Below are 25,854 nucleotides of genomic sequence, written 5' to 3' on the forward strand. Positions count from 1 at the left end.
ATCTGCTCATTTGTACATTGCATATGAATGGATATACAAAATTGCCGGTGGACCGGGTTTTACACCCGGGTTATCAGCAAAAGACCTAATTACTGTGTTCCAGCTGGCCTGGCTGCAGGGTGCTGTGTTCCAGCGCGGATAAGTATCTTTCTGCATCCAGGGCGGCCATACAACCGCTACCGGCGGCTGTTACTGCCTGGCGGTATATTTTATCCTGTACATCGCCGCAGGCAAATACCCCTTCTACATTGGTGCAGGAGGTGCCGGGGATGGTTTTTATATATCCCTGCTCATCCATCTCCACAAAACCATTAAAAATACCAGAGTTAGGCTGGTGGCCAATGGCTACAAAGAATGCGCTTACGGGAATATCGGTTTCAACATTCGTCTGATTGTTGATCAGCCTTACTGCTTCCACCTTTTTATCGCCCAGCACTTCCTTGGTTTCGGAGTTCCAGTATACAATAATGTTGGAGGTTTTCATTACCCTGTCCTGCATAACCTTGGAGGCACGCATTTCATGGCGGCGCACGATCATATGCACGGTGGTGCACATTTTGGAGAGGTACAGGGCTTCTTCTGCAGCGGTATCGCCCGCGCCTACAATGGCTACCTCTTTACCACGGAAAAAGAAACCATCGCACACGGCGCAGGCGCTTACGCCGCTACCGTTCAGGCGCTGTTCAGAAGGGAGGCCCAGCCACTTGGCGGATGCGCCGGTGGCAATGATCACGGCATCGGCAGTGATCACCTTCTCTTCTTCGATCACCACTCTATAGGGACGAACGGAGAAATCAACGGAGGTGGCCATACCATAACGTATGTCGGCTCCCATGCGGGCTGCCTGTTTTTCAAAATCCACCATCATTTCCGGCCCCTGTATGCCCTGGGGATAACCGGGGTAGTTCTCTACTTCTGTAGTAATAGTTAGTTGTCCGCCGGGCTGAATACCCTGGTACAACACCGGTTTCAGGTTGGCCCTGGCTGCGTAAATAGCAGCGGTGTAACCTGCCGGCCCGGAACCTATGATCAAAACATGTACATGTTCCTGCTGTTGTGTGTTTTCCATACTAAATACTAATCTATATTATGTCTACTATTTCCTGATCCTAATGCTTCTGTAAGTGGTTTCATAACCGCCCCAGTAGCCTAATGCGCCCTGTATATTGCCTCTTACCTGTATGGGCGACGCGAAAACATTCCCGTTACTGGCGTATGCAAAATCCAGCGACCGCCAGAAATCAAAAGTGGCTTTGTCAATGTTGCTGAACTCTATACGTACGCTATCTCCTTTATTAAAATACCCGTAGGTATCATAGTTGATCTCCTGTGTTCTGTCGTGCCCGGCCTCCAGCATTATATTAAAGTGGGTGCCATTCACGATCTGATCATCGATGGTTGAGTTGATTCCTGGCCGGAATACTCCTCCATTCTTTGCGGTTTTATAACGTACATAATTACCACTTTGCGGCGGGTCCGCTATGCGGGCCATTAGCTTAGCTAAATTATCGCCCTGACTGGTACCGGTTGACCAGAGTGAGTCGATAACCATGCCGGTGGCCGGAATGGTGGTAACTGCCTGGTACACAGTATCTGCCACGGCTACACGAAGTGTATAACTGCTACCGTTTATTCCTTTAAAGGCACCTGCCAGTGTGGTGTCTGCAGCATAATAATACCACTTTACCTTATTGGTAGTGTCTTTAGAGAATTCCTTCAGCTGCATGGTGTTAGCACCATCTGATATGGTAATAACGGCGCCGTGCACAAAGGCTGCTTTGAGCTGATCAACTGTAATATGGCTAAAATAACTGAGGCTGCGCGTAAGTATCACTTCGGGATACTTACCGGTGGCTATTGTTCCTTCTATTACCATTTGCGCCTCTCCCTGTGGAAGGTCCACTGTCACGTCTTTTTCACAGGCGGCAAATGCGCAGCAACCAACAAGGAACAAGGTTTGGATACGCATATAGCTTACAAAAGTACGGTTACGCGGGGTAATAAAAAAACACCGGCCATGATATACAGCCGGTGTTTATATTTTAGATTTGAGATTTTAAATTTACGATCTGATAAAAGTAGTTTCCGGCCTTCATCAAATCTAAAATCGTAAATCTACAATCGTAAATCATCTTTATCCTAAATAGGATTTCAATGAGCCACTGTAACGGGCTTTTTGCAGCCGCTTAATGGCGCGTTCCTTGATTTGGCGGATCCTTTCCTTGGTGAGATCGTACTTTTGTCCGATCTGTTCAATTGTTGCTCCGTTTTCACCATCCAGACCAAAATAAGCGTTCACGATCTCTGCTTCCCGCGGGCTCAAGGATTTTAAGACCCGGCGAATTTCTTCGCGCAGTGAATCCCGCATTACATCATCATCGGTAATATCGCCTCCTTCCAGCAAATCGCCCATGGCTACATCTTCTGCCTCGTGTACCGGGGCGTCTAAAGACATATGGCGTGTATTGCTTTGGAAAATGTTGTTTATTTCCGATTCGGACATTTCCAGGATCTCTGCAAGCTCCTCTGTAGAAGGCTCTCTTTCATTCTCCTGTTCAAATGCCATGTAAGCTTTGTTCGCTTTATTATAAGTGCCAATTTTGTTTTGAGGCAAGCGGACTAATCTGCCCTGCTCTGCCAACGCCTGCAAAATGGACTGGCGGATCCACCATACGGCGTATGAGATGAACTTGAAACCTTTTGTTTCATCGAATCTCTGTGCGGCTTTGATCAACCCTAAATTGCCTTCATTAATAAGGTCACTGAGGCTCAGCCCCTGGTGTTGATATTGTTTAGCTACAGAAACTACGAAACGCAAGTTTCCGGTTGTAAGTCTTTCAAGAGCTTTCTGGTCACCCATTTTAATACGTTGTGCCAAAACAGTCTCTTCCTCAGGTGTTAACAAAGGGATCTTTGATATTTCCTGCAGGTATTTTTCTACCGCCTGCGAATCACGGTTGGTGATCTGGGTGGCAATTTTAAGTTGCCTCATATTAAAGTGAATTGGTTTATTAAATAATTAACAGCGTAGCGTTAATTTTGTTGCAATTGAGAAATTTTATATCTTGTAAAATTTCCTATTTCGCTAAAATAGCCTGCAAAGATCGTGCTAATACTCCACTCTACCAAATTCCTTACAGGTGTTACTTTGCTGTTAACAAAATACTCTATTATAACGGATTTTAATAGCCATTTAGTGGGTAATTTTGCCAGTTTATACAATTTTTAACAATTGATAATAAACCACCTTTAAATTAAAATCTTAACTAATTTATACTTAATTCCATTGCAAACCATTTAACGAAAATGACCATAGATTACAGAAGCGATACCTTTACCCGCCCTACTCCTGGTATGTTACAGGCCATGGCGGAAGCAGAAACCGGCGATGATGTATTTGGAGAAGACCCCAGCGTAAACCGGCTGGAAGCCATGATGGCAGAATTTTTTGGCAAAGCGGCAGGCCTGTACTGCCCTTCCGGCACCATGAGCAACCAGGTGGCTATTAAAGCCCATACCCTGCCCGGCGATGAAGTGATCTGCGGCCACCAGGCGCATGTATATATTTATGAAGGCGGTGGCATTGCTTTTAATGCCGGCGCCCAGGTACACCCCATTCATGGGGAGCGCGGCATGATCAATGCTGCCGAAGTAGCGGCTGCCATTAACCCCGATGATGTACATAAGGCCCGTACCTCCCTGGTATGTTTGGAAAATACCTCTAACCGGGGTGGCGGCTGCTGTTATGACTGGGAAGAAATGGTGAAGATCAAAAGCATATGCGAGGAGCATAAGCTGGCCCTGCACCTGGATGGCGCCCGCCTGTTCAATGCCCTGATCGCCACCCGGCAGGATCCTAAAGCTTATGGTGGTGTATTTGATACTATTTCCGTTTGCCTTAACAAAGGCATGGGCTGCCCCATGGGCTCTGTGCTGCTGGGCAGCGAAGCATTCATCCGCGAAGCCCGCCGCATCCGTAAAAAATTTGGCGGTGGATTAAGGCAGGCCGGATATATGGCGGCCACCGGGATCTATGCACTGGAAAACCATTTACAGCGGCTGGAACAGGATCATATACACGCCAAACAGATCGCCAACGCTTTACTGGAAAAAACTTTTACCGGTCATATGCTGCCGGTGGAAACGAACATCCTTATCTTTGAAGTAATTGGCAGCTGGAACCCAATATCTTTTGCAGAACACCTGATAAGGGAGGGTATTAAAGTAATGCCTATTTCCAGCACACAGGTAAGAATGGTAACGCATCTGGATATTACGCCGGAAATGGTAGCCAGGACCTGTGAGGTGATTGAAGGGATGGCTTAAGGCGGCCTTCGGCCGCCGTCCATGGTCCATGGTCCATAGCATAGAGCGCGGGAGTAGTTTATCTTGGATTGGCAGAGCGCCTGAAGTAGTCGATGGTTCATAGCCTGGTTCACGGGAGTAGTAGTGCGTGGTATTCAGTATTCAGTCCACGGACTACATACAACGAACGACGGTCTGGGGAATGAGTAGTGCGGAAAGAGACCTTTATGCGCTTTTACCCTGAATGGTATGCGCCTTTAACAGGGAGTGCATGCGCTTTTAACATGGGATGCACCAGGGATTCACTAGGGAAACACATGGGATCCAGTAGGGAAAGACATGAGAAACACATAGGAAAGACATGGAAAAAGGGAATGAATAATTAATAATGAATAATTAATGATTGTGTTTTATACCAGCTGAATAACCAAATAACAAAATAAAAAGCCGGGTCCTGAGACCCGGCTTTTTATTTTGTAAGAAAGGGCGGCTTACCACCAGCCTAACTTATGATACTTGAAGTTGTGAATGTAATTGGGACTAATGTACACCTGCGATAAGCTGGTGGTATTGGAGCGCAGCATCCCAAACCAGTCGGTATTGTAAATAAACAGATCGTCCCAACCGGAGCCACCATTGAAGTTGGTAACAGCCAGCTTATCTACGCTGCCCAGGTTCCAGCTGCCTATCCAGTCCTTTTGCCAGGTGCCGCTCAAAGTGGTACCGTTAGAGGTGAGGATGCCCAGGTACTCTTTATCCCAGTTGCTGGTATTAAAAATGTACAGGTCCTTTTTACCATCACCGTTGGCATCGGCAACGTATAAACGATCATTGGGGGCCATTTCCCAGCCGGGTATTACGCCATCAAAACGTTTTACGTAAGAAAGGTTGCTGCCGGTAGATTTCAGCATCAGCAGGTATTCCGGGTTCCAGTTGGTACCATTAAATATATACATATCTGCTTTCCCATCTCCATCAAAATCACCCACCAGGTGCTGATCGTTATCGGCCATGGTCCAGCCGGGCAGGGTGTTATTAAACACGCGGATGCAGTTCAGCGTGGCGCCGGTGGATTTCAGCATGCCTACATAATTGGTGGTCCAGTCTTTCAGGTTGGCCATGTACAGGTCGGCTTTTTTATCACCGTCAAAGTCGCCTACGTAGAACTTATCGTTCTTAGCCATGATCCAGTAGCCGGGTGCCCCCAGGTTGTTATCATACCTTTTTATGAAGCTCATTTTGTTGGAGGCGGCTTTCATCATGCCTACATACCTGGTACTCCAGGTGGTGGTGTTCACAATGTAGAAATCTTCTTTGCCGTCGCCATCAAAATCGCCTACATAAAAATCATCGCCTGCTGACATTTGCCAGCCTTCCAGGGTTTTATCGTAGCGTTTTACGCAGTCGAAACCGGTGCCGGTAGAGCGTAACAGGCCAAAGTAAGGGCCGTAGCTGCCCCAGTCGCCGCTGTTGAATACATACAGGTCCTTTTTACCGTCGCCATCAAAATCGGCCACATAAAATTTATCGCCGGGTTTAAACTGCCAGCTGGACCCGCCGGTGTTCACCCTTTCGGTGCCGGTGAATACGTGGTTCATTTTAGTACCATCAGAACTGTACATGGAGATGCTGTTGCCATAATGTACTACCAGGTCGCCCTTACCATCGCCGGTAAAATCACCTGCGTAAGAGTTGTTGAAATTATAGCTGCGGTAAGGTTTTACCCTTGTCTGCATCTGGTTATAACATACGGGGCAAAACAGGGGCGAGTTACCTTTCATACGGCAGTTATAGGCAGGGCGGAACTTGCCAAGGCCGGTGTACTGGGCGCCTTCAAACAGGCCGGCATCTTCATCCGTATCATTACCGGAGGGGTTAGCAGCGCTGCAACCGGAAATGGTGGGTACGGGGCGGGAAGCGGGTACAAAATTCTTCCACTCCCCTTTTAAAGTAGCGCGGTTGGTGTTCTTGGTTACATTTACCTGGGCAGGTTCTTCGCTGGTGTAGTTATCGCAGTTCACGGTATACTCATCTGCCAGCAGGCCTACCATGTGGCCCATTTCATGCGCTGCGGTAGACCATCCCGGATCATTATCATCCGAACCACGGGTAATGGCCAGCTTGCCGCCGCCGGCGCAGCCGCCAAAACCGGTTTCATTCAGAATAATGAATACATAATTGTATTGCGGCACCAGGGTGGTGAGCAGATCATTGAGGCGGGTGGCGGTGTTAGGACCGGGCTCCATCCAGCAGCGGTCCCAGATACCGCTGTAACGGTAATCCAGGGCGGTGTTGCGTGCGGTGGTTACGGTACCGCTGGCATTCACCTTGGTTACGCCGGACTGTGTGGAGTTTACGTTGATGCGGTAAATGTTATACGCATCCATCGTTTCATCGTACAGATCTTTACTAAAAAGGTTCTTTACCAGGTTTGTTACGTGGGTGTTATATGCGGCCTGGTCGGCGGCGGTAAACCCATCGCCTATGATCACCAGGTTTAGCTTGGCGCCATTGGAGCCGTTGCGCAACACTTCTGTTACGGTTTGCGCTTTTAGGGCTGCGCTTATAGTGCAGCATATAAATATGCTGAAAAGGATCTTTTTCATGACTTGTTTTCTTTGGGGTATGTGTGGTGGTTACAGGTTATTTTCTTTGTATCACTTTTTGCAGCGCTTCGGTGCTGATGAGGCCTTTGCGTTGCAGCGTGGTGGCCTGCAGCATTTTTATGTTACGGTTCTCCGGCACTACGTCACCGCGGATGCGGGAAAATTCCAGGGTAGGCGCTGCTACTGCATTCTTGTCCAATACCTGTTTGGGAAGGGTGATGTTAATGTAGGTTTCTTTGGCCTGCAATATTTTGTGGCTGCCATCGGGTGAATAGCTGTGCAGCTCCAGCGGATCATCAATAGCAGCGGTGTATACGTCCCTGCCATTATCCTTTAGCTGGTACACAAAATCGCCGGAGGCGGTGCTATCATTCACCAGGTTGCCCCGCACCTTGGTGTAGCTTACCGGCTCATAGCCATTGGGGGTTACTTTCACGGTTACTTTTACATAATAGTCATCTGTTTGCTGGGGTAAGGCTACCAGCTGTTGTGCGCGTATGCTGGTGGCAGCTACCTGTGTGGGCATATTACCGGCCCGGCTGGCTATGACGGTGGTGCGAGCGGTTCTTTTTTCTGTTACAACCGCTTCGGCCGGTCTAATGCCCATGGCCACGGGTTGTGCTTTCAGCTGCGTTTTAATGGCGGTGGCGCTGGTAATACGTGAACGTACCTGCCGGGCCTCCGGTTTGCGGTCTTCCACTTCCGTGCTCCCGTTCATAAAACGGTAAAAGAAACGGGCGGATGGCGGCAGTGCTTCGCGCAGGGCATCGTCAATGAACTTGTCCTGCACATCACAGGTAACTTTAGTATCCATAGATACTTCCATTACAAACAAGCGGATGTTGTAGGCGGCTTCCAGCTTGCTTACCAGATCTGACAAAGGTGCGTCAGTGGCTTTGATAGACATTTTGCCGCTTTTGCTGTCGTACCGGATGTTCACCTCTGCCCGCAGGTGGTAAGCGGCAGCCGGTGTGGCGTTGTGGTGCGCTGCCGTGGCCGGATAAACCAGGGCGCTGCATAATACGGCCATTAATAATTGTTTGATCCGGTTAGGGGTGGTGTTCGGTGTACGGTTGGTACCGTAGCGCTGACCGATGCTGTTGAAAGGTAGCACAGGGCTACATTTGCCATCAGCAATGGGGCTGTAGAATAGCTGTTTCATGCTTTTTGTTTGGGGTAAATGAAAAAAAATTGAAAAACAGTACATTATCCAGTTTGCAATATGCTTTCTCTTAACAAACCAGGGGTTATTAAACTTGTAAATATATATGCAATATTAGTATGCCTAAGGATATTGAGAAAAGGAAAGTACGCATTTGGCTAGAAAACTTTAATAAGTGGTGGATTTATAATGATAATTGCTAAAAAAGCATTTTTTTAGCTGACGGGGAAGGCGGGGTGATTTCCATCTATGCCTAATCTCCTTTATTTTTGCAGACTTATATTTGAATTGCATGGAAGAATTATCAAAGAATTACCTGCCGGCAGCTACGGAAGAGAAATGGTATCAGCACTGGATGGACAAAGGATATTTCAGGAGCCAGCCGGATGGCCGACCTGCTTTTACCGTGGTAATACCGCCGCCTAACGTAACCGGGGTATTACACATGGGGCATACCCTGAATGAGACTGTACAGGATATACTGGTACGGCGCGCCCGCATGAGCGGGTTTAATGCCTGCTGGGTGCCGGGTTCTGACCATGCCTCTATTGCTACGGAAGCCAAGGTGGTGGATATGCTGAAACGGGAAAAGGGCATCGAGAAATCGCAGCTTACCCGGGAAACATTCCTGCAACATGCTTTTGAGTGGAAGGAAAAATACGGGGGCATCATTTACCAGCAGATCAAAAAGCTGGGCTGCTCCTGTGACTGGGACCGGGTAACCTTTACCATGGACGACCATTATTACCAGGCTGTTATAAAAGTATTTATAGACCTGTACCGGAAAGGACTGATATACCGGGGCGCCCGCATGATCAACTGGGATCCCAAGGCTAAAACGGCCCTGAGCGATGAGGAGGTGGATTATAAGGACCTGCAGGGTAAGCTGTATTATGTGAACTATGCTATTGTAGATAGTGAGAACAACCCTACCGGCGACTATATTACCATTGCCACCCAGCGCCCGGAAACCATTATGGGCGATACTGCTATTTGCGTAAACCCCAATGATGAACGTTATGCGCACCTGAAAGGCCGCTATGCCGTAGTGCCGCTGGTGAACCGTAAAGTGCCGGTAATATTTGATGAATATGTAGACCCGGCTTTTGGTACCGGTGCGCTGAAGGTAACCCCTGCGCATGATATCAATGACTATAACCTGGGCCTGAAACATAACTTAGAGATCGTAGATACGCTGAATGAAGACGGCACACTGAGCGCTGCTGCCGGCGTATTTATTGGTGAAGACCGCTTTGTGGCCCGTAAGAAAACCGTGGCTGCTTTGCAGGAACAGGGCCTGCTGGTAAAAGAGCAGGAATACACAACCCGCCTGGGTTACAGCCAGCGTAACCCTGATACGGTGGTAGAGCCGCGCATTAGCACCCAATGGTTTGTGAAGATGGCTGAAATGGCCAAACCCGCCCTGGATGCAGTGGTGAACGGGGATGTGCGTATACACCCCGGCGACCGTTTCCTGGCTACCTACAAATACTGGATGGAGAATGTGAAGGACTGGTGTATATCCCGCCAGCTGTGGTGGGGCCAGCGCATACCGGCCTTTTACGCACCGGACGGAAACTTTGAAGTAGCGGAAACTGCGGAAGAAGCGCTGGAGAAATTACGGATTACGAATGCCGGATTACGGGTTGAGGACCTGCGGCAAGATGAAGATGTGCTGGATACCTGGTTCTCATCCTGGTTATGGCCTATAGAAGTATTTAACGGCATCAGCCAGCCGGATAATAAAGATATTAACTACTACTACCCTACTTCTGTGCTGGTAACCGGGCAGGATATTATTTTCTTCTGGGTGGCACGTATGATTATGGCCGGGCTGGAATACAAGCAGGTAAAGCCTTTCAGCGATGTATACTTTACCGGTATGGTGCGCGATAAGCAGGGGCGTAAGATGAGTAAGCAGTTGGGCAACTCGCCCGACCTGCTGGAGCTGATCCACCAGTTTGGTGCAGATGCTGTGCGTTTTGGGATCATGATCTCGTCCCCTGCTGGTAATGATCTGCTGTTTGATGATGCCAGCTGTGAGCAGGGCCGTAATTTTTGTAATAAGATATGGAATGCGCTGAAGCTGGTGAAGATGTGGGAAGGCAGACAGTCGGAAGCTGGCAGCGGGCAGTTGGCAGTTGAAGGGAACTTCGCTGTGAAGTGGTTTGAGAGCCGCTTGCTGGAAGTACAGGGCCAGGTGGCAGACCTGTTTAAGGACTTCCGTTTGAGTGAAGCGCTGAAAACCGTTTACAGCCTGATTTGGGACGATTTCTGCAGCTGGTACCTGGAATGGGTGAAACCTGGTTTTGAACAGCCTATTGATGCTGCAGTATTCCGCAAAACACTGGACTTTTTTGACCAGCTGATGCAGCTGCTGCACCCCTTTATGCCGTTTGTAACGGAAGAAATTTACCAGCAGCTGCAAGCACGCAATGCCGGTGATGACCTGATCGTAAAACAATTTGCAACCCCTGCCGCCCCGCATCATGCTACGCTGGTAGAAGGCGCGCTGGCAAAGGAAGTGATCAGCAGCATACGCGATGCGCGTAATAAGCATCAGATAAAACCTAAAGATCCTATTACGCTGCATATTGATACTGTGCACGAAAATGCTTTTAAGCAAATTGAAAGCATTTTGGCCAAGCAGGTGAATGCTAAAGCTGTTGTATATACGAAAACAGCGGTGGCCGGCAGCATTACACTGGTGGTGCAGAAAGATAAATTTTACCTGGAGACAGAACATACCCTGGATACCGGCGCGCAGAAAGAGCAGCTGGAAGCTGACCTGAAATACCAGCAGGGCTTTTTGGAATCAGTAGAAAAGAAGCTGGGGAATGAACGTTTTGTATCGAATGCCAAACCGGAAGTAGTAGCCGCTGAGCGGAAGAAGAAAGCGGATGCTGAAGAGAAGATACGGGCGATCACGGAGAGTTTGAAGACGATGTAGAGGGAGGCTGAACGCTGAACGCCGAAGGCTAAACGCTGTTTGTGTTATGCTGTGGAAGCGGATAGCTGTTGGTGTGAATGAGCTGATTTAGGCTGAACGCTGAACGCTGCTTGCGTTATGCTGTGAGAGCGGAAAGTTGTTGGTGTGAATGAGGAAGTTTCTGATGTACGGATGTACGAATATATTAATGTGCTTTATGTTAAGAAAGCCGCTACAGTCAAATACTGTAGCGGCTTTTTATTTTAGATCAAAATGACTTTTTCCTAAAAATGATAAAGCTTAGTAAAGCTAATATCCATACGCCGATACCTCCATATAGCATAACCCATTCAAAGCCGTGCGTAAAGGCAGCGTGAACGGTAAGTCCTGAAGGATCCAGCGAAGAGAGTTCCGGATATTGACTTTGCAGGCTCTCAAAACCGCCTGCTGCTGTTTTTTGAGACAGGGTATATAAACGGCCCATGGCGAATGCTCCATGGAAAGCGCCTTTCAGATGCGCCGCAATCCCCTCTACCAATATAAACCCCATCACAGCAATATTGATGGCCAGCGTGATCAGGCGGGCGCTTACATCAATGCCAGAGGCCATACCGGCACGGTCCGCCGACACAGATCCTGTTGTGGTATTGGTGACAGGCGTATTGGTTAAACCAATGCCGATGCCCGCCAAAAGAATACCCGGCAGCATAGTCCAGCCATTGGCATGCGCTACACTTCCGCCGAACTTCATGAGTATAAAGCCCAGCCCAATGGTGAACAAGCCCAGAGGAATAACAATCTGCGGCCTGTAACGCAGCAGCAATCGTTCTGCAACAGGCGACATCACAAAGTAGGGTATGGTATAGGCCAGCAGGAACAAGCCGGTGGTAATGCTGTTATAGCCCAGGCCACCCTGAAAATAGACCGGCAGATAGATCATCAGGGGCCAGAAGCTAAAATTCATTCCAATACAGCCAATAATAGCGCCTGAAAACTCCCGGATCCGGAAAACAGAAAAATCAAACATGGGATGAGGGACTTTTTTCTCTACCCATATAAAAAGCAAAAAACTAATGACAGTGGCGGCCAGAATACCCAGGGCAGGCACGCTGCCAAAGCCAAGCTGCGGCCCTTGCGTAATGTAAAACGCCAAGCCAAAAACAGCCAGCGAGAGCGTTACAATACCCCACACATCCAGCTGCTGCGCCAGCGGATCACGGGATTCCTTTACGCCTGCAAATGCAGGGATCAGGGAAAGGGCAGATAAAGGAACAAATACCAGGAAGATCCATTGCCAGTTGGATATGGCAACGATAAAGCCACCTATGACAGGGCCTAGTCCCAGGCCGATGCCACTAACAATGCCCCACATGGCAAAGGCTTTACTGCGCTCCTTTCCTTCTCTGAACTGGTGCGAAAGAATGGCTATGGAGCAAATGAACATAGCGCCGCCAGCCAGGCCCTGGAATAACCTGCTGATGATGAGGCCCAATACCTGCTGCGACAAACCGCAAAACAGGGAGGTGATGCCAAAAGCAATAATGCTGATAATAAATACCTGCTTGCGGCCAAACCTGTCTGCCAGGGTACCGGTGGCCATCAGCACTGTGGTGCATGCAATGGTATAGGCATTCATTACCCATTGCATATCGCTGAATTTGCCATTCAGTACTTTTTCAAGTGTTGGTAATATGACCGGCACGCTGGATATTTCAAGACCAAACATGAGCGATGCCAGGCATACGGCTGCAAGTGCCATTTTGTTGCTGTTGTGAAGAGTTCCATTCATAAGTTTATCAATATTTCACAAAAATAGACTGATAACAGGCCTGTATATCAGTACATTTCTATGATAAAATGGTACATTTACGCCATGGTGAGAGAAAACATGCATCAGCTGGTGGAGGTAGTACGCAAGACCCTGGACGGGCCGCCCATAAAAGAAACGCAGTTCAGCTTTTTCCAGATGGCTTATGTCATTTCAGGAACAGGTATTGTACAGATGAATGACAACCGGGCATTTTATAAGGAGGGCGCTTTTATACTTATGAACCCCAGCGATGCTCATGCCTTTGATATCTCCAGCCCAACCGAACTTTTGCTGATCCGGCTTAACAGCAGTTATGTAAAGGAATACCGGTGGAAAAGCCTGGATTGCCTGGAATGCCTGTTATATTATGCTACGCGTGTATCGGGCTGCGTTATGCAATGCAAATCAGATATGGTGCGTGTGAGAAAGATAGTTGAGCTGCTTTTATTGCAACAGCAGCAGCAAAACGATCCCTATTACCAGGACCTGACCATGCATTTTGTAAATGCGCTGATCGTTATTGCGGCCAGAAATATTTCGATGATGAAACCATCGAACCTTAAACCCAACAGTGATCAGCGTATCCAGGAGATCATCCGTTACATACAGAATAATATTTATGATCCGCAAAAGCTGAAAGCTGCTACCATCGCCAAAGAAGCCAGTTTATCGGAAGCCTACTTGGGCAGTTATTTTAAGAAGCAGTGTGGCGAAACTATTCAGCAGTTCATTGCGCAATACAGGATACGGCTGATCGAACACCGGCTAAAGTTCAGTGATAAACTGATCAATGAAATTGTGGCTGAATTTGGATTTGCGGATGAAAGCCATCTGAATAAGTTCTTTAAAAAGCACCGTAACATGAGCCTGAGCGCGTACAGAAAAACAGTAATGAGCGCAGCATAAATGCTGTATCTTGGGGCGGCAATTCCCTGGCCCGGCAATTATTTTTGAGAGTGAGCGATAAGCGAAAGTTTGAGGGCTATAAAACAGGAAATAAGATGAGGGGGGATGGGCGATAATTGAATGAGCAGCTTATACTTTTTATAACCGGCCAACGTTTTATATAATTAGCGGTTTGCAGGAAACAGCCAGGGTATCGTTCCCGGCAGCCTGCCGTTCCGCCGGTTGAGGCAATAAATGCTGCAACTACACTGATCCATTATGCAGAAAACCTTTTTAATTTTCAGTCTTTTATGCGCGGCGGGTTTGCCGCTGCACGCACAATCTAAAACGGGTAAAAGCAAAACAGTGCCCGGCAAAACGGCTGCTGCCACTACCGGTACAGCGGGCAAAACCAACCTGCGGTTCCGCACCAGCTGGGGCGTATTCCTGAGCGATACCCTGCCCCGGTCCGAGGTGCTGAAACTACTGGATTCTGCACTGGTAGTACGTGATCAGCAGAACCACACTTTCCCTGTGGTATCTTTTGACTTTACCTACGAGAAAAAAGAAGCTTACCTGAATGATACCACCGGCCAGCCGGGTGTGTATTCTGATTTTACCGGCGATAGTTTTAAGGCTGATAAACTTCCTACCCTCTGGAGCACCCGCCTGAAAGAAGTACTGCAACGGAATGAGGTACTCTATTTCGATAACATTATTATTAAGTATACCGGCGATAAGTATTACCGGGTGCCGGAATTAAAGATTGTGGTGAGATGAACGTGTTACCCTATTAAAAATCTAAATCAACTATCTTGACAAAGCCTAGTATTTTGATGGCCCTTTTCATGTTTATTTCCTTTATGGCCGTTGCCCAGGACAATTTCTATGGCAAATGGGTCATGTTCTCCCGCAACAGAGTCATTCAATTCACTTTCAGTAATGATCGGCTTATCACTAATCAATTGAACTGGGATCTGAGTGTACGGGAGCGAAACAAACCTGACACACAAAAAATAGCTGGCACAACCTACGCCCACGGAAATATCTATTTGTATCTGAAAAGTATAAAGGATACTGCAAATCATGTAGGGGTAGCCACTTTAAAAGTGATACATCCGGATAAAGAGATCCTTCTCGTGCTAAATGTAACAGATACCAAATTTACGGACACCACTTCAATAAGACAATATATTACAAAGGACGGTGATAAAAAGTATGGTTTCACCTTGTACAGCGAAAAAGAAATACTAAGGTTAAAACAACAAAAGAATATTTCAGAAATGACTGTGCAGGATTTTAAAAGTTATGCTGAAAAAGTAATGCAGTTTCAAAGTGAAATTGATAGTTTGTCTAAGCTTCCTGATGTGCATAACAGCAGCCTATTATATTATAGTTATTCAATGATAAGAAATGTTTTAGGGCAACTGGGGTATAACCCCTTAGTAACGAACATGGATTATGACGATTTCATGAAGCGGTTTCAAAATATGGCAGAAACAAAATCAATTGTTGATAAAATGATGCAATGACGAATTGATAATTTTAATAACTGAATAATTGCTGCAGCGGCAAGATAAAATCGAACCGGTTGCGGGTAGCCTCCACGGGGTCGGGATCCAGGAGATGACTGAAGCGCACACCGAATGAAAAAGGAATAGTATTGCCTATTTTAGTATCAAAGAAAAGCTCTCCGCCTGTTGAGGCAAAACGCCGGCTGGTTTTAGTGCGGAAGTTGTAGGCCTGGCTGTAATCGTAAAACGCGTTGCCCCGTAAGCGCATCAAATAGATAAGCTGCGCAAAACCCCAGTCCGGATAAGCAATTGGAAAATGATAGTTAGCACCCAGCTTATAAATATGTCCGTAAAACGGCTCATTATACCCCCGCGCATATACGAAGTTATCTGTAAAAGAATACCGCTGCATAGTATCATGCTGCTGGTAAGCGGCCTGTAATACAATGCTGTGATTCGGGAATAATCCCGGCAGGTACAGGTCAAAACGGCCATAGAACTGCTCTGCCGGCACTTCGTCAATGGAGTGGGTGTATTGCAGGTACAGGTATTGCCCGAAATGACTATAAATATTCTGCGGCGCTTTTATGCGCTGGTTGTTAAACACGAGGGTGTTGTTTAAATATTGTATGCCCTCATCCCGGAATTTAAAGCCATCGGGATAGCTGCGCAGATAGTGGTAGTTGGAGCCTACGGATAAGCTCCGGCCATATTTACCGGATGACAGCAGCAAGGGAATGGTAAAACCGCCGTGCCAGTCCAGCTCCTTCCAGTATAAACGGCCAATGTCCTTTACCAGGGCAGAGCGGTTAAAGGTATAATCCACACCGGCCTGCAAATACGGGAACCAGCCACCGAACAGGAAGTTAGCGCCTACAGCGGAACTGCCTTCATTGCGGTTATAAGTATAACCGATAGCGGTAGATGTGGTGTTCAGGATATTGTTACCGTATAACGTTAAGCTATAATCCGGATCATCAAAGGTAGGCACCCAGCTATGCAAGTTAAAGGGCCGTGTAAGCTGGGGATATTTTTTTACCGGGTAATCGTTATGCGGTACAATGGGCAGTATGTTGCCGCTTTCTTCCAGCCGGGGCTTTAACCATGCGCTGTGCGCATCTACTGCGGTGTCAAGAGGCCTCCACTGGCTGGCTTGCAGCGGGGCGCTGTATAATTTATAACCACCAGCGGTAAATTCGCTGAACACTATTTGCTGCTGCTGTGCATCTACTGCACCATGTAATATGCTGTTGGGACGGTCTGTTACCTGGTAGATCTTTTTATCAGCTAACGTGTACGCGTATATGTTATTTACATCTTTCCAGCTGCCGGTAAAATACAGGGTATCCCCTGCTACTACAGGTGCACCAATTACATTAAAGCTAAAAGGGGTAAGCAGGATGCTTTCCCCGCTGCTGATGGATTGCTGCACCAGGGCCATTTGCCCTAAACGGTTGCGTACAGAGCTTATCACGGATTGCCCGTCTGCCGTAAAACGGGGAAAGCTGTAATACCAGTTCTCCGGGTTGGGCAGCACCTGTTTTACCGCGCCGGTATGGGCATCCAGCAGGTGCAGGCCGTATTGCTGTTTGGGTGTGGTAAAGGCTACGATGATGGATTGCCCGTCATTTGTAATGTCCGGGGAAAAGTATTTGGTGCGGTGTGTGATGGTAACGGTGTGGCCGCTGGCACGGTCGTACAGTTTGATGATGGAATAATCTTTCCATACCCAGCGGGCATCGTACCTCGCTTCTGTCCATAAAATGCGGCCGTTATTATAGGTAAAAAAGTCGTCGAAGCTATTACCGGGGCGGGTAAGCAGCTGCTCATGGCCGGTACTGTCTATCAAATAAAAACCAGGTATACGCTGGTAGCTGCTTTTCAATGTAACCCATTGTCCGGGGCCGGCGCTGTACACATACCGGTAATTGGTAACTATGTTTGCCGGTGCGTTTAAGGGCTTTGCGGGCGTAATGGCTGGCCTGTTAGCATACTGCTGCCACTCATGCTCGTACTCCTGCATAGTGGCTTTATAAAAGCCGGTAATGTTATAACCTGTTCTGCGGCGTATGCTTTGTGATAAGGGATAGAACACTCCGCGGAAACGTACGGCATCTGTTGTTACATCGCGCCAGAAGGTTTGCCCGTAATGCGTACGGCCGTATACGCTCATCAGGTAGCCCAGCTCATAATGGTTAGGTACATAATCCCTGTAAGAGCCATTGCGGATCTTCATGTAGGAGTAATGTTTATTGTCCAGCATTAAACCGCGGAAGCCGTCAAAAAAAGCCGGCAGCCGTCCCCTCCCCTGCGGGCTGAGGGCCGTTTCCATGGTTACAGCGTCACCTTCCCAGAACCAATTTGGTACTGCTATATTGGTGATAGCGGCTTGTCCCAGCTCACCCCCCAAATAGGAAAATGCTTTGGAAATGCCCTGGCGGAAATTCATATTCTGCAGCACATGCCGGTATTCATGCAGGGCCAGCTGCTCGTCCCATTGCAGGGATCCCAGCTCCAGGGAAGAGGGTGGCGGGTTCAGATAAAACTCTGAACGGAAAGGGCCCAGCTGCACGTAGCCATTGGATTCCAGGGTTTGGTTCTGTAATACAATGTTCACCTTTTGCTGGCGGTTGCCAATAGAGTTACGGGTATGCTGATTCAGGTAATGTACAATGTTGGCTACACGCTCGCCCTGGGTTTCCAGGCCGGCAGGGAAAATAACGCGTACGGTATCTGTATTGATCTGCCGCCATTTTAAGGAAGGCGGGTTGCCGCCGAAGTTTTGCGCGGATGCGGAGAGTATGCAGATGTGCAGATATGCGAATGTGAAAATTAATGTGCGGATATGCTTATATGCTAATGTGCTGATATTTGAGTGTAGGGCGTTGCAGGCTAATTTCATAATGTGCGGATGTGCTGGTATGCTAATATAATATATTAATGTGCAAATGTATATTTCCAGTTAGATTAACTGGCAGATTTCATCTGCACATATCAACACATCCGCATATTGGATCAGCATTCCGGCAAACTAATGGGAATATTCACGGCCAGGCCGCCATCGGAGGTTTCCTTGTATTTAGAGTTCATATCCAGCGCGGTTTCCCACATAGTTTTTACCACGGCATCCAGCGATACTTTGGCCAGCTCCGGGTTGCTTTGCATAGCCAGCTGGGAGGCGGTAATAGCTTTAATGGCGCCCATGGTATTACGTTCTATACAGGGTACCTGTACCAGCCCGCCAATAGGATCGCAGGTAAGGCCCAGGTGGTGCTCCATGGCTATTTCTGCTGCCATTAATACCTGGCGCTGCGACCCGCCCAAACACTCGGTAAGCGCTGCTGCGGCCATGGCAGATGATACGCCTATCTCGGCCTGGCAGCCACCCATGGCGGCAGAAATGGTAGAACGTTTTTTAAAGATGCTGCCTATTTCTGAAGCGGTGAGCAGGAACTGGATGATCTTTGCGGGGGTATAACCATCGCAGAAGGTAATATAGTATTGCAGTACCGCGGGTATTACCCCTGCGGCGCCATTGGTAGGCGCCGTTACCACGCGGCCGAAGGAGGCATTTTCCTCATTCACCGACAGCGCAAAACAGCTTACCCAGTCGAGCGTATAGGCGAAATGGTTACCGCCGCCGCGGATGGCCTGGATCCAGGTATCGTAATCAGTATAGGTACGGCCCTGTAATAATTTTTTGTTAAGCGCAGCGGCCCTGCGGGCTACGCGCAAACCGCCGGGCAGCTCGCCGGTTACATGGCAACCGCGGTACATGCATTCCTGCATTACCTGCCATATATGCAGCACACCGTCTTTGGTAGCGGCTTCTGAGCGCCAGGCCTGCTCATTTTCCATTACAAGCTCGGAAATGGAGTAACCGGTTTTAATACACCACTGCAACAGCTGCTGCGCAGTATCTATGGGAAAAGGCAGCTCCACCTGGGGGCCACTGCCGCCGGACTTCCCTCCTTCCTTTACCACAAAACCACCGCCAATAGAGTACCAGGTAAATGCCTGCTGCTCCCCACCTATAAAGGTTACCAGGAAGGTAAGCGCATTGGGATGGTAAGGCAGGGTTTCGTCATACAGGAAATCAATATTTTCCAGGGGATCAAAATCAATGTTATACCGGCCGGCGAGCGGCAGCTTTTTGTTGCGCCTTATGTCCGCTATTTTGGTGTGAATATTATTTACATCGAAGGTTACGGGATCATCGCCGCAAAGGCCCAGCTGCACAGCAATATCAGTACCGTGCCCATGACCGGTTTTGGCCAGGGAGCCGTATAACAGCACGCTCACCTGCTCTACTGCCGGCAGGCGGCCGCTGGTTTCCAGTTCGGCTAAAAAAATTAATGCTGCCCGCCAGGGGCCTAAGGTATGAGAGCTGGAGGGGCCAATGCCTATCTTAAAAATATCGAAAACGGAAATGCATTCCTGTGCCACGTTTTGGTGTTTAGTGGCTAAAGATAGTGAAAAGGGGCCATAGTCGATGGTCCATGGTCGATAGTCCATAGTCCATTGCCTACTGCGAGGATAATGTTACTGCAGAGAATTATAAAAGGGAATTATAAATATGAAAACCACGAAGGGCTGCTATACGAAGCGGGCCGTGGACCATGGACTGTGGTCCGTGGACTGTAGCGCAGCTACCTAAAATCCACCAGCTCGGCTTCGCATACCAGGATAGAGTTAGCGGGGATCTTATCAACCGCTATTTTGCCAAAACCCAGGCTGGAGGGAATGATCATGAGTATTTTACCGCCTTTGGTGATCTTTTGTAAACCGATCTGCCAGCCGGCGATGTGGTCTTTGAGCTTGCGGCCGTCAAAATCTGTGGCGCCTATAGAGCCATCAATAAAGGTATTATCCATGAGGCGGCGGGTATAGATCATGTAGGGTACATTCTCCAGGGATATCCGGTGAATGCTGTCGCCATAGTTTATGATCTGGTAATACAGGCCGGAGGGATCTTTCTGTGCTTTAATATTATGGTAAGCAAGGTATTGCTGGATCTGGATGTCTTCACCGGCAGGTTCACCGTTCACAGCGTCGTACAGGGCCGAATTTTCCTTTTTGGCGCAGCCGGCAAACAGGCATAGGAGGATAATGCAATATAGACTGGCTTGTAGATTCCGCTTCATATAATATAAAACGCTATACCGGGCTGGAATGTTACATTCCGGGTGGCTTATAAAAAAGCTCCGTCCCGGAATTCCGGAACGGAGCCTATAAAAAACGGGTGTGTTTTTCTGGAAACTATTAATAGTCCATGCCCATACCATGGCCGCCCGGCATAGCAGGTGCAGCAGATTTAGGCTCGGGTTTGTCAGCTACCACACATTCAGTGGTCAGCAGCATACCGGCAATAGAAGCGGCGTTTTCCAGTGCAATACGGGAAACTTTAGTCGGGTCAATTACACCGGCAGAGATCAGATTCTCATAAGTTTCTGTGCGGGCATTGAAACCGTAATCGGCCTTACCTTCTTTTACTTTCTGAACTACGATAGAACCTTCGATACCGGAGTTAGCGGTGATCTGACGCAGGGGCTCTTCGATAGCGCGTTTGATGATAGCGATACCGGTTTGCTCGTCGTTGTTATCACCTTTCAGGCTATCCAGGGCTTCGATGGCGCGGATGTAAGCTACACCGCCACCAGCTACGATACCTTCTTCTACGGCAGCGCGGGTTGCGTGCAGGGCGTCGTCTACGCGGTCTTTCTTTTCTTTCATTTCCACTTCGGTAGCAGCACCTACGTACAGTACAGCTACACCACCGCTTAATTTAGCCAGGCGTTCCTGTAATTTTTCGCGGTCGTAGTCAGAAGTGGTTACGTCTATTTGTGCACGGATCTGGCTGATGCGGGAAGTGATATCTTCCTTCTTGCCTTTACCGCCTACGATCGTAGTGTTGTCTTTATCGATGGTTACGGATTCTGCTTTACCCAGGTAAGTGAGGTCGGCATTTTCCAGTTTGTAACCCTGATCTTCGCTGATCACGATACCACCGGTAAGGGTAGCAATGTCAGTCAGCATTTCTTTTCTTCTGTCGCCAAAGCCCGGTGCTTTTACTGCAGCTACTTTCAGAGTACCACGCAGTTTGTTCACTACCAGGGTAGCCAGTGCTTCACCTTCCAGATCTTCAGAGATGATCAGCAGGGGAGCGCCTTGCTGGGCTACTTTTTCCAGGATGTGCAGGATATCCTTCATAGCGCTGATCTTTTTGTCGTAGATCAGGATGTAAGGGTTCTGCAGTTCAACCTGCATTTTTTCGCTATTGGTGATAAAGTAAGCGGAGAGGTAACCGCGGTCAAACTGCATACCTTCTACTACTTCTACGGTAGTGTCGGTGCCTTTTGCTTCTTCAACAGTGATAACGCCGTCTTTGGTTACTTTATTCATTGCTTCAGCGATCAGTTTACCGATCTCGGCATCGTTATTAGCGGAGATAGCAGCTACCTGCTCGATCTTTTTATTGTCGCTACCAACTTTTTCAGACTGTTTTTTCAGGCTTTCTACTACGGATTTAACCGCTTTGTCGATACCGCGTTTCAGGTCCATCGGGTTTGCACCTGCAGCTACGTTCTTCAGACCTTCGCCTATGATAGACTGGGCCAGTACGGTGGCAGTGGTAGTACCATCACCTGCAACGTCGGCAGTTTTGGAAGCTACTTCTTTTACCATCTGGGCGCCCATGTTCTCAATAGCGTCTTCCAGTTCAATCTCTTTCGCTACTGTTACACCATCCTTGGTTACGCCGGGTGCGCCGAATTTCTTTTCGATCACCACGTTACGGCCTTTAGGACCCAGGGTTACTTTCACCGCATCGGCCAGGATGTCAACGCCCTTCTTCATTTTGTTACGGGCATCGGTGTTAAAGAATATTTGCTTTGCCATAATTGTTAGAAATTTTTAAAGTTTTAGAGGTGGAATTGGGAAAGCTGTTAGCAGTTGGCTGTTGGCTTTTAGTATTTGCATTGGCTAAAAGCTAAAGGCTAAGAGCTAATAGCTGGTCTAAACAATTGCCAGAATGTCGGATTCACGCATGATTAAGTAATCGTCGCCTTCAAAGCTGATCTCAGTGCCGGAATATTTACCGTACAATACAGTATCGCCCACCTTCACGGTTACAGGCTCGTCCTTTTTACCAGGACCTGCTGCTACTACGGTACCTTTTTGCGGTTTTTCTTTGGCAGTGTCGGGAATGATGATGCCACCGGCGGTTTTTTCTTCAGCGGCTGCAGGTTTCACGATTACCCTGTCAGCTAAAGGTTTAATACTTAAATTCTTAGCCATAATGTGTATATTTTTTAAAAAAGGTAAGATGAATTTTTGTGTCAGTTCCGCCCACCAGAATAATGCCAATGGGTTTTTCGGGTCAAATTTTCAGTCAGTAAGGATCGCAAAGATAAGGAGGACAGACATAAATGTCAATTTTTCAGTTGAAATGTGACAAAATGGGTTGAATGGTTCATAGTCCATGGTCCACAGTCCATGGTTCATTGCCTACTGCATGGGGGTAAGTTTCCCGGGGATATTTGGATAATGGCATGTCAGAAGGGTACCTCCCTATTGTAAAAGGCAATGGACTGTGGACCATGGACCGTGGACTCTTTTTGTGATTATGAACAAATTGCTCTAGCTTTGCGCCCTTATTAGTTCTTGTTATACGATATAAAAGATGATCAGCAGAAGAAACATCCGGGTAAAGGTTATGCAAACCCTTTACGCCCTGGAAACCATGGAACCAGGCACTATTAAACCAGGAACGGCTACCAGCCTGTTAAAAGAAAAGCTGGACCAGACCTGCCAGATCTTTACTTACTTACTTTACTCGCTGGTACGGGTGGCTCAATATGCAGAGATAGATGCGCAGTCCCGTGCTTCCAAACACTTACCTACGGCGGAGGACCTCCGTGTAAGTACCAAAATAACCGGGAACGAATTCATAGATCAGATCTCCAATGATAAAGGTTTCCAGGTGAACCTGGACCAATGGAAAATGAAACACATGCCCGACCAGGAGCTGATCCGCAAACTGTATAACATCCTGGCTGCTACCGATACTTACAAATCCTACATTAATACGCCCGACCGTTCCAAAGCTTCTGAAAAAGAGCTGGTGGAATTTTTGTATAAACAGGTGCTTATTACCAATGAGTCCTTTTTACAGCATATGGAAGACCAGTTCCTGCACTGGGGTGACGACGCGGAGATGATGGGCATCCTGATCAATAATTACATGAATAAACCGCACTTGTTCAACTTCCTGCAGCTCATCAGCCAGGAAAAGCTGGAATATGCGCGGGAGCTGCTGCTGACGGTGATCGATAAAAAAGAATACTGCCTGGAGCTGATAAAGCCTAAATTACAGAACTGGGACCCGGAGCGTATTGCTGCGGTGGATATGCTGCTGATGGAAATGGGCGTATGCGAATTCCTGTTCTTCCCTACTATTCCTACCAAGGTTACCATCAATGAATATATAGACCTGGCCAAAGCCTACAGCACGCCGCAAAGCGGGCAGTTTGTGAACGGCATACTGGATAATATTCTGAAAGACCTGGAACTGGGGAAGCAAATACAGAAAATTGACCGTACAAAAAAATAATTACTTTTGGAGCGAAAAGCGGAAAGCATAAAGCACAAAGGGACGGTATAGTATTCAACGCTTTTTGCTTTTAGCTTTAGGCTTTCAGCTCAAATACAAATCATGAAACAACTGTTCTATACCCTTATCAGTGCCGGTGTACTATTCACCGCCTGCCAGTCAAAGGCTTCTAAAGAAGCGGGTGAGCAAACGGCTGCCAATGTATCCGCTGCGCCCGACAGCATTAAAGCCGGGACTGCAGAAATGACCTTTGAGCAAACCGTGCATAACTTTGGCCAGATCACACAGGGTGAAAAGGTGGAATATGCGTTTAAATTCACCAATACCGGTAAAGAGGACCTGGTGATACAGGATGCTATATCCAGCTGCGGCTGTACCGTACCGGAATGGCCCAAGGAACCGGTAAAACCCGGGCAAAGCGGCTACCTGAAGGTGGTGTTTGATAGTCATGGAAAAGAAGGATATACCGAAAAAGAGATCAGTATAAAAGCAAATACCAATCCTCCTTTTATACAGGGTCCCAAGATCCAGTGTACGATTGTGAAGAACTGATCCGGTGTGCAGATAGCATCTGCTGGTGGATAGGTTTTATGAATGGAAAGAATGCGTGAATGGAGGGAATGAGTGAACTGAGAATGATACAATTAAACTACTAAACAAATAATACGATTTACAACATGAACAACATGCTGAACATTTTGTTGATGGCATCACCGCAGGGCGGCCAGGGTGGCGGCTCTCCCATGGTGTCTTTACTGTTCTTTGCGGGTATGATAGTGGTAATGTGGCTATTTATGATCCGTCCGCAAACTAAAAAAGCCAAATTACAGAAACAATTTGGCGAAGGATTACGCGAAGGTGATAAGATTGTAACCATTGCCGGTATACATGGTAAAATAAAGAAGATCAACGATAACAATACGATCCAGATGGAAGTAAGTCCCGGCACTTTCTTTACCATTGAGCGTTCTGCTGTTAGTATGGAGTACACCACTGCGCATAACAAGCCTGCAGAGGAAAAGAAGTAAGAGATTGGCTGTGAGAAACGTGTATTAATGACTGACTGACAACATTGTTATGATCTGTTTTTAATTTATGCAAATCATTATAAGATTATAGGGATCCTGTTCCGGCTGCGGAACGGGATCTTTTGTTTTTAGCCCTTTTGCAGTGTATAAAATAACTGCCGGCGTGCGTATACCTGCTAAAATTGCGGCCATTCCGCCGGCAACGTAAGCAGCACCCGGTGGTGCTGTCTCCTATCTTTCCTATCTTTCCTATCTTTCCTATTTTTCCCTAACTTGCCCGGATGTTAAAGATCGGCATAACAGGCGGTATTGGTTCCGGCAAAAGCACCGTGGCAAAAATATTTGAGCTACTGGGCATTCCCGTATATTATGCGGATGCGGCTGCCAAAGATATTATGAACCGTGACCCGGAACTGAAAGCCCAGGTGCAGCAGCATTTTGGCGCGGATGTGTATGACAGCAACGGGCAGCTGGACCGTAAACGCCTGGGCAACATTGTTTTCAATGACCAGGAAAAACTGCAGCTGCTGAATTCCCTGGTGCACCCGGCTACCATCCGTGATTCTGAGCAATGGTCCCTGCGGCAAAAATCGCCTTATGTGCTGAAAGAAGCAGCCCTGCTGTTTGAATCGGAATCTTTTCATTACCTGGATAAGGTCATCGGTGTATCTGCCCCGCAGCCTTTGCGTATATTACGCGTAATGCAGCGGGATAAAGTTAGCCGCAATGAAGTTTTTGCCCGTATGCATAAACAAATGGATGAAACCATTAAAATGCGTTTATGCGATTACGTGATCTATAATGATGAACAGCAGATGGTAATACCGCAGGTGCTGAAGTTACATGAGGAGCTGTTGGCTAGCTGTTAGCTATTGGCTGTTAGCAGTTAGCTGTTGGGTGTTGGCTGTTTGGAGGTACTTCAGATTGTAAATTGCTCACTAAAGTGTGAGTTAAACCAACCACTTGAAAAGCTTCTCCATACTGCCAACTGCCCACTGCAAACT

The 25,854-nt window shown here is 47.7% G+C and carries 20 protein-coding genes; 9 read left to right on the top strand and 11 right to left on the bottom strand.

Annotated elements, in window-relative coordinates; genetic code table 11:
• Nucleotides 1-85: 85 nt before the first annotated feature.
• The 3 genes from trxB to BMZ54_RS17770 all read right to left on the bottom strand — a co-directional run bounded on the left by trxB (nucleotide 86) and on the right by BMZ54_RS17770 (nucleotide 2,992).
• Nucleotides 86-1,069 carry a thioredoxin-disulfide reductase gene (trxB, locus tag BMZ54_RS17760; protein ID WP_089914752.1) on the bottom strand — a complete coding sequence of 328 codons (984 nt, stop codon included), beginning with the start codon at nucleotides 1,067-1,069 and terminating at the stop codon, nucleotides 86-88.
• A gap of 27 nt (nucleotides 1,070-1,096) precedes the next feature.
• Nucleotides 1,097-1,969, bottom strand: coding sequence for a DUF4249 domain-containing protein (locus tag BMZ54_RS17765; RefSeq protein ID WP_089914755.1), 873 nt, complete (start codon nucleotides 1,967-1,969; stop codon nucleotides 1,097-1,099).
• A 165-nt stretch (nucleotides 1,970-2,134) separates the two neighbouring features.
• The gene (locus tag BMZ54_RS17770) at nucleotides 2,135-2,992 is read right to left on the bottom strand and encodes a sigma-70 family RNA polymerase sigma factor (protein WP_089914758.1); all 858 of its coding nucleotides are present in this window, start codon (nucleotides 2,990-2,992) and stop codon (nucleotides 2,135-2,137) included.
• A gap of 314 nt (nucleotides 2,993-3,306) precedes the next feature.
• Here BMZ54_RS17770 and BMZ54_RS17775 point away from each other — a divergent pair, with 314 nt between their 5' ends.
• A complete protein-coding gene (locus BMZ54_RS17775; protein WP_089914760.1) occupies nucleotides 3,307-4,326 on the top strand; it encodes a threonine aldolase family protein in 1,020 nt (339 codons plus the stop codon).
• A 470-nt stretch (nucleotides 4,327-4,796) separates the two neighbouring features.
• On the opposite strand, the gene BMZ54_RS17780 is transcribed toward BMZ54_RS17775, so the two are convergent.
• Both BMZ54_RS17780 and BMZ54_RS17785 read right to left on the bottom strand, forming a co-directional pair.
• Complete coding sequence (locus BMZ54_RS17780) at nucleotides 4,797-6,911, bottom strand: M64 family metallopeptidase (protein ID WP_089914763.1); 2,115 nt, start codon at nucleotides 6,909-6,911, stop codon at nucleotides 4,797-4,799.
• A gap of 37 nt (nucleotides 6,912-6,948) precedes the next feature.
• A complete protein-coding gene (locus BMZ54_RS17785; protein WP_143081050.1) occupies nucleotides 6,949-8,073 on the bottom strand; it encodes a hypothetical protein in 1,125 nt (374 codons plus the stop codon).
• 292 nt (nucleotides 8,074-8,365) lie between these two features.
• Here BMZ54_RS17785 and BMZ54_RS17790 point away from each other — a divergent pair, with 292 nt between their 5' ends.
• Complete coding sequence (locus BMZ54_RS17790; RefSeq protein ID WP_089914770.1) at nucleotides 8,366-11,023, top strand: valine--tRNA ligase; 2,658 nt, start codon at nucleotides 8,366-8,368, stop codon at nucleotides 11,021-11,023.
• A 247-nt stretch (nucleotides 11,024-11,270) separates the two neighbouring features.
• Here BMZ54_RS17790 and BMZ54_RS17795 read toward each other — a convergent pair whose 3' ends face one another.
• Complete coding sequence (locus BMZ54_RS17795) at nucleotides 11,271-12,791, bottom strand: MFS transporter (protein WP_089914772.1); 1,521 nt, start codon at nucleotides 12,789-12,791, stop codon at nucleotides 11,271-11,273.
• Between the two features lie 60 nt (nucleotides 12,792-12,851).
• Here BMZ54_RS17795 and BMZ54_RS17800 point away from each other — a divergent pair, with 60 nt between their 5' ends.
• From BMZ54_RS17800 to BMZ54_RS17810, 3 genes are all read left to right on the top strand, one after another.
• Nucleotides 12,852-13,718 carry an AraC family transcriptional regulator gene (locus BMZ54_RS17800; protein WP_202909280.1) on the top strand — a complete coding sequence of 289 codons (867 nt, stop codon included), beginning with the start codon at nucleotides 12,852-12,854 and terminating at the stop codon, nucleotides 13,716-13,718.
• 258 nt (nucleotides 13,719-13,976) lie between these two features.
• The gene (locus tag BMZ54_RS17805) at nucleotides 13,977-14,477 is read left to right on the top strand and encodes a hypothetical protein (protein ID WP_089914778.1); all 501 of its coding nucleotides are present in this window, start codon (nucleotides 13,977-13,979) and stop codon (nucleotides 14,475-14,477) included.
• A 35-nt stretch (nucleotides 14,478-14,512) separates the two neighbouring features.
• Entirely contained in the window at nucleotides 14,513-15,229 is a 717-nt protein-coding gene (locus tag BMZ54_RS17810; RefSeq protein ID WP_143081051.1) for a hypothetical protein, read from the top strand.
• Between the two features lie 13 nt (nucleotides 15,230-15,242).
• On the opposite strand, the gene BMZ54_RS17815 is transcribed toward BMZ54_RS17810, so the two are convergent.
• From BMZ54_RS17815 to BMZ54_RS17835, 5 genes are all read right to left on the bottom strand, one after another.
• Complete coding sequence (locus tag BMZ54_RS17815; RefSeq protein ID WP_089914782.1) at nucleotides 15,243-18,113, bottom strand: TolB-like translocation protein; 2,871 nt, start codon at nucleotides 18,111-18,113, stop codon at nucleotides 15,243-15,245.
• Between the two features lie 113 nt (nucleotides 18,114-18,226).
• Nucleotides 18,227-19,726, bottom strand: a complete 1,500-nt coding sequence (locus BMZ54_RS17820) for an L-serine ammonia-lyase (protein ID WP_238386607.1) — start codon at nucleotides 19,724-19,726, stop codon at nucleotides 18,227-18,229.
• 134 nt (nucleotides 19,727-19,860) lie between these two features.
• On the bottom strand, nucleotides 19,861-20,355 hold the full coding sequence (locus tag BMZ54_RS17825) for an FKBP-type peptidyl-prolyl cis-trans isomerase (RefSeq protein WP_162277589.1): 495 nt from the start codon (nucleotides 20,353-20,355) through the stop codon (nucleotides 19,861-19,863).
• Between the two features lie 118 nt (nucleotides 20,356-20,473).
• Nucleotides 20,474-22,108, bottom strand: coding sequence for a chaperonin GroEL (gene groL / locus BMZ54_RS17830; protein WP_089914807.1), 1,635 nt, complete (start codon nucleotides 22,106-22,108; stop codon nucleotides 20,474-20,476).
• Nucleotides 22,109-22,225: 117 nt separating this feature from the next.
• Complete coding sequence (locus BMZ54_RS17835; RefSeq protein ID WP_089915754.1) at nucleotides 22,226-22,507, bottom strand: co-chaperone GroES; 282 nt, start codon at nucleotides 22,505-22,507, stop codon at nucleotides 22,226-22,228.
• Between the two features lie 385 nt (nucleotides 22,508-22,892).
• Between BMZ54_RS17835 and nusB the strand changes: the two genes are divergently transcribed.
• The 4 genes from nusB (at nucleotide 22,893) to coaE (ending at nucleotide 25,719) form a co-directional block, all read left to right on the top strand.
• A complete protein-coding gene (gene nusB, locus BMZ54_RS17840; RefSeq protein WP_089914810.1) occupies nucleotides 22,893-23,822 on the top strand; it encodes a transcription antitermination factor NusB in 930 nt (309 codons plus the stop codon).
• A gap of 102 nt (nucleotides 23,823-23,924) precedes the next feature.
• On the top strand, nucleotides 23,925-24,374 hold the full coding sequence (locus BMZ54_RS17845; RefSeq protein ID WP_089914813.1) for a DUF1573 domain-containing protein: 450 nt from the start codon (nucleotides 23,925-23,927) through the stop codon (nucleotides 24,372-24,374).
• Between the two features lie 125 nt (nucleotides 24,375-24,499).
• The gene (yajC, locus tag BMZ54_RS17850; RefSeq protein WP_238386608.1) at nucleotides 24,500-24,850 is read left to right on the top strand and encodes a preprotein translocase subunit YajC; all 351 of its coding nucleotides are present in this window, start codon (nucleotides 24,500-24,502) and stop codon (nucleotides 24,848-24,850) included.
• Between the two features lie 281 nt (nucleotides 24,851-25,131).
• Nucleotides 25,132-25,719 (top strand): dephospho-CoA kinase, encoded by a 588-nt coding sequence (coaE, locus tag BMZ54_RS17855; RefSeq protein WP_089914816.1) that lies wholly within the window; start codon nucleotides 25,132-25,134, stop codon nucleotides 25,717-25,719.
• Nucleotides 25,720-25,854: the final 135 nt, after the last annotated feature.

The sequence above is a fragment of the Chitinophaga rupis genome (assembly GCF_900109685.1).
Lineage (GTDB): Bacteria > Bacteroidota > Bacteroidia > Chitinophagales > Chitinophagaceae > Chitinophaga > Chitinophaga rupis.